At 69.3% G+C, this 12,228-nt stretch carries 9 protein-coding genes and 1 pseudogene; 4 read left to right on the forward strand and 6 right to left on the reverse strand.

Annotated elements, in window-relative coordinates; all coding sequences use genetic code 11:
- A pseudogene (locus IE107_RS35250) lies at positions 1-1,578 on the forward strand (hypothetical protein); the annotation flags it as partial.
- A 112-nt stretch (positions 1,579-1,690) separates the two neighbouring features.
- Complete coding sequence (locus tag IE107_RS24365; RefSeq protein WP_189546278.1) at positions 1,691-2,167, forward strand: suppressor of fused domain protein; 477 nt, start codon at positions 1,691-1,693, stop codon at positions 2,165-2,167.
- Between the two features lie 39 nt (positions 2,168-2,206).
- On the opposite strand, the gene IE107_RS24370 is transcribed toward IE107_RS24365, so the two are convergent.
- Together IE107_RS24370 and IE107_RS24375 are read right to left on the reverse strand one after the other, a co-directional pair.
- A complete protein-coding gene (locus IE107_RS24370) occupies positions 2,207-3,484 on the reverse strand; it encodes a cytochrome P450 (RefSeq protein WP_189546280.1) in 1,278 nt (425 codons plus the stop codon).
- Positions 3,481-4,272, reverse strand: a complete 792-nt coding sequence (locus tag IE107_RS24375; protein WP_189546281.1) for an alpha/beta fold hydrolase — start codon at positions 4,270-4,272, stop codon at positions 3,481-3,483. Before IE107_RS24375 ends, IE107_RS24370 begins: the two co-directional genes overlap by 4 nt.
- Positions 4,273-4,577: 305 nt before the next feature.
- On the opposite strand from IE107_RS24375, the gene IE107_RS24380 reads away from it, so the two are divergent.
- Together IE107_RS24380 and IE107_RS24385 are read left to right on the forward strand one after the other, a co-directional pair.
- Positions 4,578-4,940, forward strand: coding sequence for a YciI family protein (locus IE107_RS24380; RefSeq protein ID WP_189546284.1), 363 nt, complete (start codon positions 4,578-4,580; stop codon positions 4,938-4,940).
- 2 nt (positions 4,941-4,942) lie between these two features.
- A complete protein-coding gene (locus IE107_RS24385; protein ID WP_229867207.1) occupies positions 4,943-6,238 on the forward strand; it encodes an RNA polymerase sigma factor in 1,296 nt (431 codons plus the stop codon).
- 45 nt (positions 6,239-6,283) lie between these two features.
- On the opposite strand, the gene IE107_RS24390 is transcribed toward IE107_RS24385, so the two are convergent.
- The 4 genes from IE107_RS24390 to IE107_RS24405 all read right to left on the reverse strand — a co-directional run bounded on the left by IE107_RS24390 (position 6,284) and on the right by IE107_RS24405 (position 12,149).
- Positions 6,284-8,317, reverse strand: coding sequence for an ATP-binding protein (locus IE107_RS24390; RefSeq protein ID WP_189546288.1), 2,034 nt, complete (start codon positions 8,315-8,317; stop codon positions 6,284-6,286).
- Positions 8,314-9,150: a Pvc16 family protein gene (locus IE107_RS24395; protein WP_189546290.1), complete on the reverse strand. Its 837-nt coding sequence runs from the start codon at positions 9,148-9,150 to the stop codon at positions 8,314-8,316. Before IE107_RS24395 ends, IE107_RS24390 begins: the two co-directional genes overlap by 4 nt.
- A 28-nt stretch (positions 9,151-9,178) precedes the next feature.
- Positions 9,179-11,293: an HYR domain-containing protein gene (locus IE107_RS24400; RefSeq protein WP_229867208.1), complete on the reverse strand. Its 2,115-nt coding sequence runs from the start codon at positions 11,291-11,293 to the stop codon at positions 9,179-9,181.
- A 229-nt stretch (positions 11,294-11,522) separates the two neighbouring features.
- Positions 11,523-12,149 carry a response regulator transcription factor gene (locus IE107_RS24405; RefSeq protein ID WP_189546292.1) on the reverse strand — a complete coding sequence of 209 codons (627 nt, stop codon included), beginning with the start codon at positions 12,147-12,149 and terminating at the stop codon, positions 11,523-11,525.
- Positions 12,150-12,228 lie beyond the last annotated feature (79 nt).

The following is a 12,228-nucleotide window of genomic DNA, read 5'->3' on the forward strand; positions in this document are numbered from 1 at the left end:
AAACTCGCCACCGAGGGCCCCGCGGGCGCCGTCAAGGAAATCGAGGCCGAGGCCGGCGACCTCAAGGCCACCATCCTGGAGAAACTCACCAGCTACCTGATCCCCACCGTCATCATCGCCGGGATCACCTGGATCATCTCCCTCCTCAACCCCGCCTCCGCGTTCGTCCGCGCGGTCAAGGGAATCATCGACATCGTCACGTTCATCGTGAACCAGGGCGCCCAGATAGTGGAGTTCGTCAACGCCGTCCTCGACGCCGTCATCGCCATCGCCAACGGCGGCACCGCCGGAGTCCCTAAACTCATCGAGACCGCCCTGGCGGCCAGCATCCCCCTTCTCATCGGCTTCCTCGCCTCGCTACTGGGCATCGGAAGCCTCGCCAACAAGGTAAAGAGCGTGTTCCACTCCGTGTCCCGCCCCGTCAACCGCGCCATCGACAAAATAGTCGGACTCATCGTCAAAGCAGGAAAGAATCTGTGGAGAAAAATACGAAATTCCACCGCCAGTAACGGCGAGAAGAAGGACACGAAAGCACCGACGGACGACAGGAAGAAATTAGGGCCGGTCGGAAAAAACCTCACATGGACCGTGCGCACCGAATCCCATCGCTTGTGGATCACTCAAACCGGTCAGCACTATGTGCCGATGATCGCCAGCAGACCGCATCCAGTCGACGCAGCAATCGAGAGTTACCGGGAGCAGGCGAAGAAGGACCAGCCGAACGACGCGGACACGGCCGGGAAGATCGCCAAGGTGCAGAGCGATCTGAATTCTCTGAAAGCCGCTCTTACCGAATATGAGACCAAGTCAAAGGCTGGGGCAGCAATCACGGTTCTCGACAGGATACGCGATGAAATAGCGACGACTCAGGAGGATCTACGCAGTTCGATTGCCGCAGTACAGGACCGCCTCGGCCACGGCTTGGACGAACGCCTCCAGAAGGCCAAGAACAATTTCAAGTCGAGCCCGTTCACCACTCGCGCCTTGAGCGATTTTCTGGGCGTATCGAAGCGGACAGCGGAAAGAGCGGTTCAAACCTGGGTCGACAAGGGGGCCATCTTCCGCGTGCAGTCCCACGGAAGCGATCCACTGGGTCAGAACACTTTCGATCCGGCAGTCGCCGAGTGGCGCGAGACCAACCCGAATAACCGACACAAGTATGGGTATGTAAACCCAAGCAAGAGCTCAGCCGCTGGACTCGAAATTCTGAGCAAGGGGCTGCTCGGAAGTATCGGCTCAGGAGGATCCTTCAAACTCGCGACGCCGAGCGAGAAGACGAACGCCGCATATCACCAGCAACACGCCCATTATCAGAGCGTCGTGAACCCCGCAAGATATTCGGACTTCCTGTTCCCGAAGGCAATTCTCGGGCATGCCTCGCCGGGAGCGTCGGGCCACTGGAACAGAACGGGACACAAACAGACCCGGGAGGAAAATCGTGCCTGGAACCAGCGACCGTCCAGCTACCACGGGCCCGAGCACGAGGATGAGTCGGCGGCAAGCGGATCATCGGCCGAGCGATACGAGCTGCCAAGCAAGGAACGCGGAAGTCACGAATCGTGGTGGGAACACAGTTGAGGACAGTCAAGAATTCATCCCTTCGGTCCTCGCGGCATACACGGAGTTGTATGACCCACCGACTCGTACGTTGCGGCTCTCCCGCACGGGGCCACACGCCGGCGAGGCCGCCGTGGTGGTCTATCTTCCGGACGAAATCGAACAGCTGGACCCGGCGGACGACCTGACGCTGCTGGGGACTGCCGGATTCGGCTCAGAGGTGCTCTGCGCTGATTTCCCGTGCGAACTGGCCATGGAAGTCATGGGAAAACTGGACGAAGTCTCTGCCATGGCCTTGGCCAAGGCACTAGCCGAATTGGCTTCGGTACCGCTGGAGAACGGCCTCCCTTTCCGTGACGGACAGATCCTAACGAATGTCTCACTCCCGCTGTTCCCACGGTTCTCGATGGTCATGCTCATCGACTGGGATTCGGTCTACGGCTTCCGTTTCCCCGCGCCAGTCACCGATGTCGGTTTGCTGCGGGTAGTGCCGTTGTTCGCGGTGGAAGCAGACTTCGTGGAGTCCTCCACTGACCGGCACGGGGGCTACCGTGCCCTCATCAACCGGGGAATGATCCCAGCAGACCCTGAACGGGAACCGGCCCTGTGACGCCGTGCAACGCAGACAGAACCCACCAGGCAATTGCCCTCAAGCATTCGGCACCCGCACTCGTAGCGACTTCATCCCATTGATGAAATTCGACACCAGGCGCCTCGGTGAACCCGCAGGTTCGAGCGATGCCGGTAGTGCGCGGCACGTTTCCTCGTACAGCACCCGCAGTTGCAGTCGGGCGAAGTGCGCGCCCAGGCAGACGTGCGGGCCGTCGCCGAAGGAGACGTGGGGGTTCGGGGTGCGGGCGAGGTCCAGGGTGAACGGGGCGGGGAAGACGCGTTCGTCGTGGTTGGCGGAGGCGTGGAAGACGACCACCTTGTCGCCGGCGCGGATACGGGTGCCGGCCAGCTCCGTGTCCCGGGTGGCCGTGCGGCGGAAGGTGAGGACCGGGGGGTGGCGGCGGAGGAGTTCGTCGACGGCGGTCGCGAAACCCACCTCGCCGTCGCACAGGCTGCGGTACGCGTCTGGGTGCTCCGCCAGGAGGTGCAGGCCGCCGGGGGCCGCGCTGCGTACGGTGTCGTTGCCGGCCACCACCAGCAGGAAGAAGAACATCTCCAGTTCGGGGGCGGTCAGTTCGGGGTCCGTGGCCAAGGACGTCATCACGTCGTCGGCGGGGTGGCGGCGCTTGTGGGCAGCCAGGGCGTGGGCGTAGGCGAACATGTCGCGCAGGGCGGAGGGGGAACGGGGGTTGAGCGGTTTGCCGTCCGCGCCCAGTTCCGGTGTTCCGGCCTCGTCGGGGTCCTGGTAGCCGATGACGCGCTGCGTCCAGTGGAGGAGGAGCGCGCGGTCGGTGTCCGGTACGCCGAGCAGGTCGGTGAGGTTGAGCAGGGCGTAGTCGTCGGTGACCTGGGTGACGACGTCGCAGGTGCCGTCGCCGGCCCGCGCCTCGGCGACCGCGCGGGTGAGCAGGGAGCGGGCGCGTTCGCGGACGGTCACGGTGAAACGGTCGATGCGCTTCGGGGTGAAGGCACGGCTGACGAGTACGCGCAGGCGTCGGTGGTGCGGTGGGTCCTGGTTGAGCATCATGCGGCGGATGAACGGGAGGTCGGCGGGGTCCGGGTCGCGGATCTGGGTGGCGCCCAGGTACGAGGAGTACGTCGCGGAGTCCTTCAGGACCCGGACCACGTCCTCGTGCCGGGTGACCGCCCAGAAGCCGGGGCCCGCCGGCCAGCCGAGCACCTCCGGCTCCTCCTGCCACGCCACGGGGTGGTGGTCGCGCAGGTGGCGGTAGAGGTCGTGGGGGATGCCCTGCCCGTACAGCCTCGGGTCGAAGATGTCCGGTACGGGCATTTCGGCGGGGGCGGGACCGCTCATGCCTCCGCGTCCGCCCGCAGGAAGTCCTCCATCACGCGGATCAGGTCGAGCGGGGTCTCGTCCATCGCGTAGTGGCCGCACGACGGCAGCTCCACCAGTTCGGCCCGGGGGAACCAGCGCATCCAGGTGGCGCGCTGCAACTCGGCGGAGAGGGCCGGGTCCAGCGCGCCCACGACGGCGAGGGCCGGTACGGACGAGCCCTCGATCCGGTCGTGGAAGTCCTCGCCCGCCCAGGAGTCCAGCCAGGCCCGGAACGCCTTGGCGTCGCTGCAGTCGACCGAGCGGCGCACCATGCGGTCCAGCCAGCCCGCCGGGCGCCGGCCTCCAGTGGTGGTGTCGAGGATGACGCGACGGTTCTGCGGAGTGTGCGCCGCCCCGGCGAAGAGTTCCCACTGCTCGGGCGGGAGCGGGAGACCGGATGCGGGGACCGGCGACACCCCCACGATTCTGCGCACCCGCTCCGGCGCGGCAGCCAGTGTGCGCTGGATGACGGAGCCACCCATCGAGTGGCCGATCAGCGAGAACCGCTCCCAGCCGAGCCGGTCGGCCAGTGCGAGCACGTCCTCGGCCCCCTCGGCCGTGGTGTACGAGCCGCCCGCGTCCCGCGCCTCGCCGTAGCCCCGCAGGTCCACCACCGCGTACTGGAACGAGCCGAGATCGAGGTCCTGCAGCACGGGGGCGTACGCGGAGCGGTCGGCGAGCCAGCCATGCACCGCGATCACCTTGTGCGGGCCTTCGCCGTGCAGTTCGTGGGGCAGAACAGATAAAGCGGTCACACCGGCTCCCATCAGCGAGTGGGGTGGGCCGGTCGGTCACCGGCCGTCCCACAGACCACGGTCGCGCCAACTCCCATCCCGCGCAAGGGACCGGACGGCGGACCAGGCTGAGTACCGGGCGGAGAGACGGGGTCGGGAGACGGAGCCGCGAGACCGGGCCGGGGCAGGTGATCATTTTTGCGGTGCGGAGAACGTGCGGAAGACGTGCGGAAGAAAATCGAAATAAGTTGTCGTCCGATGTCGAGCGCCCGCTCGCGGCACCGACTGAAGGGTGACAGCGCGCCGACGGGGCGCGCGGGACCGAGAGGACACCCAAGATGAAGTACGTCGCGATGATCTACGGGAACCAGGCCAAGTGGGACTCCTTCCCGGCCGAGGCCTGGCCGGAGGCGATCGCCAAGCAGGAGGCGTTCAACAAGAAGTACCGGGAGAGCGGGGAGCTCATCGGCGCCTACGGCCTGGCGGACGCGGCCAACGTCCAGCTCGTACGCCGCAAGGACGGCGTCCCGGCGGTCACCGACGGACCGTACCTGGAGACCAAGGAGTACATCGCCAGCTTCTACCTGCTGGACTGCGAGAGCGAGGAGCGCGCCCAGCAGATCGCCGCGGACATGCCCTTCGCCGATGTGGAACCGGTCGAGCTGTGGCCCATCCTGCACGAGTCCGCGGCGGACATGTGAGCGTGGCTCCCGGCGTCGAGGACCTGCTGCGCGAGCTGGCGCCGCAGGTCCTCGGCGCGCTGCTCCGCCGGTACGACGCCTTCGACGCGTGTGAGGACGCCGTACAGGAGTCCTTGCTCGCCGCGGCGCTCCAGTGGCCCGCCGAGGGGACGCCGGACAATCCGAGGGGCTGGCTGGTCACCGTCGCCTCGCGCAAGCTGGTGGACCAGGTGCGCAGTGAGCAGGCCCGGCGTAACCGTGAGCACCGTATGGCCCTGGCCACCCCACAGGCGGAACTGTTCAGCCGGGCCGCCGACGCCGAGCCGGAGGCCGACCGGGACGACTCCCTCGCGCTTCTGTTCCTCTGCTGCCACCCGGCGTTGTCCGCGCCGAGCCGGATCGCCCTGACACTGCGCGCGGTCGGCGGCCTGACCACCGCTCAGGTCGCGGCGGCCTTCCTGGTGCCGGAGTCGACCATGGCCCAGCGCATCAGCCGGGCCAAGCAGACCGTCAAGACCTCCGGCACACCGCTGCGCATGCCGGAGGCGGCGGACCGGGCCGAGCGCCTGGGCGAGGTCCTGCACGTGCTGTATCTGATCTTCAACGAGGGGTACACCACCACGGACGGCGCCGACCTGACCGCACCCGCCCTGTCGGCCGAGGCGATCCGGCTCGCCCGGCTGCTGCACCGCCTGCTGCCCGAGGACACGGAGACGGCCGGGCTGCTGGCACTGATGTTGCTCACCGATGCGCGCCGCCCCGCCCGCATCGGCCCGGACAGCGAGCTGGTACCGCTGGCGGAACAGGACCGCGGCCGGTGGGACCACCGGCTCGTCGCCGAGGGGATCGAGCTGATCAGCCAAACCCTGCCGCGGGGGCAGCTCGGCCCGTACCAGCTCCAGGCCGCCATCGCCGCCGTCCACGCCGAGGCCGGGCATGTCGACGCCACGGACTGGCCGCAGATCCTCGCCCTGTACGAACTGCTGGAGCGCCTCGCACCCAACCCGATGGTCACCCTCAACCGCGCGGTCGCCGTCGCCATGGTGCACGGTCCCGCCGCCGGACTCGATCTGCTCGCCACCCTGGAGCCCGTCAAACACATGGCGCACCATCATCGGCTGCTCGCCACCAGGGCCCACCTCCTGGAGCTGCTCGGCCGGTACGCCGCTGCGGCGGCGGACTATCGCGAGGCCGCCCGGCATACCACCAGCGCGCCAGAACGCCGCCACCTCACCTCCCGAGCGGCACGCCTCGCATCGGCGACCCCGGGCAGCGCCGGCGGCACCACATCACACCGACGCCCCACATCACACCGGTAACACCAGGTCGCCGCAGCAGCGCCGCCTCACACCGGCAGCGCCACCTCACGCCAGAAGTTCCAGATACGGGCCGAACTCCGACGCCAGGGTCAGCCGGCCCAGCTTCTGGTATTCGCGCTGGACCGCGTGGATCAGCGTCGGCATCGTCACCGGCTCGCCCGTGTCCGCCGCCAGATACGCGGACGTCACCGCGATCGAGCGGATGTTGCCGCCCGCCAGCTCGAAGTTCTCCGCGCAGAAGGCGAGGTCCAGGTCCTTGCCCCGAGGCAGTACGGGTCCCAGGCAGCGCTCCCAGAGGACGAGGCGCTGTTCGGGGTCCGGGACCGGGAAGTCGATGACGAGGTCCAGACGGCGGGTGAACGCGTCGTCCAGGTTGGCCCGGAGGTTGGTGGCGAGGATGGCCAGGCCGTCGAAGGACTCCATGCGCTGGAGGAGGTACGCGCTCTCGACGTTCGCGTAGCGGTCGTGGGCGTCCTTCACGTCGGAGCGCTTGCCGAAGATCGCGTCCGCCTCGTCGAAGAGAAGGACTCCGTTCACGCCCGCCGCCTCCGAGAAGATGCGTTCCAGGTTCTTCTCCGTCTCGCCCACGTACTTGTCGATCACCGTCGCCAGGTCGACCGTGTAGAGGTCCAGGCCCAGGTCCGCGGCGATGACCTCCGCCGACATCGTCTTGCCGGTTCCCGAGTCGCCGGCGAAGAGGGCGGATACACCCCGTCCCCGGCCGCCGCCGGGGCGCATGCCCCACTCCCCCAGGACCCGGTCGCGATGCCTCGCGCGGGCGGTGAGTTCACGGAGCTGGGCGTGGGTGTCGGGCGGGAGGACCAGGTCGTTCCAGGTGACGGTGGGTTCGATGCGGCGGGCCAGGCGGTCCAGGCCCGCCGCGTTCTGGGCGCGGGCGCCCTGGCGGACGTGGTCGGGGGTGAGGGTGCCGCCGTCCAGGTGGGTGGTCTGGGCGGCTCCCCGGGCGGCCCGGGTGATCTGTTCCGGGGTGAGGAGGAACGGCGAGAGCAGCCGGTCGACGTCGATGGACTCGGGGACGGGGGCGTCGTACGCGTCGGTCCAGAGGGCCGCTCTGGTGGCGGGTTCCACGCGTGGGGCGTGCAGGAGCAGGGGCGGGGCGGCGGACCAGGACGCGTCCCAGGGGGCCCGGCCCACCAGGATCGTGGGGACCGGGGTGCCGGTGAGCAGCCGCAGGAGCTCCGGGTGCTCGCGGGAGACCGCGTCGAGCGGGGCGCAGACCACGCCCGCGCCGGTCAGCCGGGCCTCGCGGACCAGGGAGCGGACCGCCTCGGTCGGGGAAGGGTCCTCGGCCAGCCGCGCCAGGTCCAGGCCCAGGACCCGGTGGCCCGCACGGGTCAGCGCGGAGGCCGCGAGGGCCGTGCCCGCGCCGCCCTGGTCCTCGCGGAGGTAGGCCAGCGAGGCACCGTGGGCGAGCGCCCCGGCGAGCGGGGCCGGGTCGCCGACGCCCGGTACGGCGTGCCAGGGGGCGAGGAGGTCGGTCAGCCGGGGGTCGGGGGTGTCGTCGCCCAGCAGGTGCGCGGTGACCCGGTCGGGGACGCGCAGCGCCCGGGTCAGGAACGGCCGGTCCAGGTCCTCGACCAGGAGGAGGCGGCCCTCGCGGAGCGGGGCACGGGCCGACAGCCGGCCGCGCGCCGCCTGGTCGGCGGGGGACAGCCCGCACAACCCCAGAGCCAGCCCGATGGACGGACGACGACGGGTGACATCGTCGTTCAGGTAGCCGTAGAACGCCTCGAAGCGGTCGTCGAGATCCGGTACGAGCGAGATGAGGAGGATCTCGACGTCGAGGTCGGTGAGGCCGAACTCGCCCGCCAGGGACGTCAGCCTGGACCGTTCCGCCGGCGCCTCACCCCGGTCCGGCACGGGGTACGGGAAGGCGCGGGCCTCGGTCTCGTCCAGCAGACGGGCGATGTTCTCGTCCGTGAGGTAGAGACCTCGGAAGGCGTCGTCCGGGTCCGGATCGGTGAGCTGCCGGGCCTCGACCGCCCGCCGGATGCGCTGCTCCACGGCCACCGCGCGGGCGAGGAGATGGCGCAGGTTCGGATCACCCGCGGTGGTCATTCGGCACTGTCCTCCGTACGGGCCTTCCGGGTTTCCGTGCGAGCGTCCCGCGGCTCCCGGGTTTCCGCGCGAGTGTTCCGGGCCTTCCGGGTCTCCGTGATGCGCAGGGACAGACCGCGCCGCCGTTCCGCGTCGGGGGTGCGCGAGACGGCTCCCCCGCCCGGACGCCCCGGACGCTCCGGCCGCCCCGGCCGCCCTCCGTACACCGGGAGGCCCCCCCGGCCTGGCGTCGGTTCCGACACCGGCTCGGGGCCTTCGGGCACGTCCCCGAAGCGGGTCTGCAGCCCCTCGTCCCCGACCGGCGGCCCGACCACATAGCTCGGCGACGCCGTCACCGGCACGCTGACGACCAGGTCGAGCGAGGGTTTCAACTCCCCGCCCAGCGCGCTCCATACATCGGCGAACGAGCGGTCCTCCGGCGGCGGCAGCGCGATCGACATCGGTACGGGCGCCCCGATCTCGGCCAGGGTGCCCGCCAGCCGCTCCGGCGGCAGCGCCTCGTAACGCAGCAGACAGCCGAGCAGCGAGGAGAGCAGCCGGTGCTCGTCCTCCGGGCGCTTCGTCCAAGCGGTGATCAGGTACGACAGCTTGAAGAACCGGGGCGGGCGGCGGCGCGCGACGATCGTGCCGCGCTCGTCGTAGTCGTTGTGCAGACCCCGCTCGCGCCTGCGCATGTCCTCGCGGATGTCGTAGAGGTACAGGTTGACCATGGGTGCGTTGACCTTCGCCGCCCATTCCCGGGTCGGGGCGTCGAAGACCACCGCGATCTGGCCGCCTCCGAGCACCTCCGCCCTGATCAGCGCCCGCAGTACGTCGTCGACCTCGTGGATCACCTGATCACTCCCCTGCGGTCACCGGCGCTCATGCGCGGCCCGCGAAGTCCGGTGGCTGGAGATTTCGCTGCACCACCAGGACCGGTTTCTTCAGCCGGTCGAGGTCATGCGAGTCCGCCCTCAGCTCGCGCGGGCCCAGCTTGTCCTTGCGCAGGACCAGGACCTGCACCTCGAAGGTGCCGTCGCGGCCCACCGATGCGGTCGCTCCCCCGGGGGTGATGCCGGTGTTCCACGTGAAACGTACGGTCGCGCCCGGCGGGTAGTCCTTGCCGCGGGCCAGCACCGGCTGGCCCGGCTTGGCGACCTGTGGGGTGACGGTCAGCGAGGGTTTCAGGACGCGCAGCCGGTCGGTGTCCCGGTTGTCGGCCTTGCGGCGGTCCGGCAGCGTGCCGCGCACGGTGGCCCGTACGTCCCCGGTGACCGCCGCGCGGTACGTCGCCGTCTGGGTCACCTCGATGCGGCCACCGGCCGGGATGGTGCACGGTTTCGCCGCCGTGCAGCGGGTCAGGGCGGGCAGGCTGCGGTCCCTCCCCTTGGACGGTTCCGGCCAGGCGGAACCGATGACCACGCCGGTCGCCGGGTCCGGACCGGCGTTGGTGACGACGAATCGCGCACGGGCCGGGCGGCCGGTGTATGTGCGGTCCGGGCTGACGTCGACCTTCATCGCCACATCCGCCGAGGGCGGTACGGGGGCCTCCAGGACCTCGATCTCCGCCGTGTCCGTCCCCGTGTTGCCCGCCGAGTCGGTCGCCGAGCAGGTCACCGTGGTGCGGCCGACCGGGAAGAGCGATCCGGAGGCAGGGGTGCAGGTCACCGGGAGCGTGCCGTCGGTGGCGTCCTGGGCGGTGGCGGCGTACGTCACGCGGGCGCCCTTCTTGTCCTTGGCCCGGACGGTCAGATCGTCCACGGTGACGACGGGCGCGTCGATGTCGTTCACATCGATGTTGATCTGTTCCTGGAAGTCGGGATCGGCCGCCGCGGCCGGCCCGATCGTTTCCGCGCCCGGGACCTGGGTGCCCATCAGGAACTGGACGGTGCAGCTCAGCCGGGTGCCCTGGGGCGCGTCCGCGGAGACGTCGATGTTCTCGGCGAAGTGCGCCGTGTCCCCGCTGGTGAGCTGCCGGGTGGGTGGGTCGAGGCCGACGGACAGATGCGGATCACAGTTGTCCAGGCGGTAACTCACATTGGTGGGCAAGTTGCGGAAGCCCTCGATGATGGCGTCCACGACGTCATCGCCCTCGATGCCTTCGATCATCCGGCCGTTGGTGGCGTTCGCCAGTCGCAGGGCCTGGTCCGGATCGTGCTTCTTGTCATTGGGGTAGTCGGGAATCTGACCGTTGCCGTTGAGGCCGTCTCCCTTGTCACTGGTCAGGCCGACCGCGATCAGCCGCACTCCCGCGTCCTGAAGGGCGACCTCGGCATCATTCAAGTAGTACTTGTAGTTGCTGGGCTCGTGGCTGGACGCGTCGCCGACGAGCACGATGACGGGGCTGGAGTCGGGGCGGAACACGGTCTTTCCGTCACCGCCATTGGCCAGCTTCCACAGGGCATAGATCCAGTCCTCGGGCGGGCCGATGCTGTACTCGCCCATCTCGGCCTTGAGCTGGTCGACGCCCGTCTGCACCTCGCCCAGGTCGTAGGTCAGCCCTTGCAGCACCTTGAAGCCCGCGTCGGGGTCCACCTGCTGGTCGCCGAAGGTGGCCACGGCGAAACGCGAATCCGCCTGCTCGTCGCGGATCGCCTTCGTGATCTGGGGGATCCGCTCCCGCACCCGCCGGATCGGGAGGTCCATGCTGCCCGTGCCGTCCACCAGCAGGATCACGTCCGGCCTCGGCGGGATGGCGGGCGTACGGACCTGCTTGTCCACGCCCGTGGAGCCGCCCGGGTCGACCGCGTCGGTGAACTCGGCGGGAGTGACCCAGGGTTCGGGCACCGCCACTGCCGGCGCACTGGTGGTGACCGCCGACCCGGGCGCGATGCCGGTGGCCACGAGGAGCAGCGCGAGGGCCGGGACGCGGAGTACGGCGAGGGTGCGGCGCGAGGCGGACGGCCGGAACCCCGGTGTGCGTCGGGTCCGGATCGATCCGCTCCGCCGCGACCACGGCACCCGCAGCGCCCGCTGAAGCGGCTGGAACCAGCGCACGGAAGTCCTCCCCCACCCTCGCCCGATCGGCACACCGGACGTCGATCGGCACACCGGACGTCAGGGTCCTGCACCGGCGGCGGACGCACAGCGGTACGGGAGTCACACCCCCGGGAAGGCCCCGCTGCCCGAAAGTGCAGCCGAGGATCCACCGAAGTGCCGTACGCACATGGGCCGCGCACGACAGCGCCGTACGCACGCCCGTCCGCGCACCCCCGTGCGGGCAGGATCAGATCAGCCCCTGCCGCATCGCGTACGCCACCGCATGCGACCGGTTCCGCAGCTGCAGCCGGGTCATCACCGAATGGAGCACGTTCTTGATCGTGCGCTCGGAGTAGGCCAGCTTCGTCGCGATGTCCGCGGTGTCGTACCCCTCCGCGACCAGCCGCAGCACATCCACCTCGCGCGCCGCGAGACCGGTGAAGTGCAGCCCTCGGGGGCCGAGCACCTGTCCCTGGAGGCGGCCCACCTCCTCAAGGAGCCTTCCCAGCAGGTCGGAAGGGAGATGGCCCTCGCCCCGCGCCACCGTTCCGATGACCTGCACCAGGTGCTCCGGAGTCGATTCGGAGCGCCTGACCACACCGGCGACACCGCACTCCGCGGCGCTCACCAGCTTCTGCTCGTCGATGTCCGTGGTGACCAGGACGATGCGCGAGGTGCTGGTGCGCTGGATGTGACGCAGCATCGTCAACACCGCCTCGTCGACCGTGTCCACGACGACGACCACGATCTGAGGGGAGTCGTCGCCCTCCCCCCACTCCGTCACGCTGACTTCGGGCCGGGTGCGTAACTGACTGGCCACACCCGCTTGCGAGATCGGATCCTGGGCCCGTAGTGCGACAGTGATGCGCTCCATGGCAATGCTCCCCCTGGGCAACAGCCGATGGCATCACGTCGATCACAACCAACACGGCTGTTTTCGTATGCCTCACTCG

The sequence above is a fragment of the Streptomyces gelaticus genome (assembly GCF_014649535.1).
GTDB classification, from domain to species: Bacteria; Actinomycetota; Actinomycetes; order Streptomycetales; family Streptomycetaceae; genus Streptomyces; species Streptomyces gelaticus.

Excerpts from the sequence above, each read along its gene's own strand:
- IE107_RS24370 (WP_189546280.1), bottom strand. The coding sequence starts at position 3,484 with ATGAGCGGTCCCGCCCCCGCCGAAATGCCCGTACCGGACATCTTCGAC.
- IE107_RS24375 (WP_189546281.1), bottom strand. The coding sequence starts at position 4,272 with ATGGGAGCCGGTGTGACCGCTTTATCTGTTCTGCCCCACGAACTGCAC.
- IE107_RS24380 (WP_189546284.1), top strand. The coding sequence starts at position 4,578 with ATGAAGTACGTCGCGATGATCTACGGGAACCAGGCCAAGTGGGACTCC.
- IE107_RS24390 (WP_189546288.1), bottom strand. The coding sequence starts at position 8,317 with ATGACCACCGCGGGTGATCCGAACCTGCGCCATCTCCTCGCCCGCGCG.
- IE107_RS24405 (WP_189546292.1), bottom strand. The coding sequence starts at position 12,149 with ATGGAGCGCATCACTGTCGCACTACGGGCCCAGGATCCGATCTCGCAA.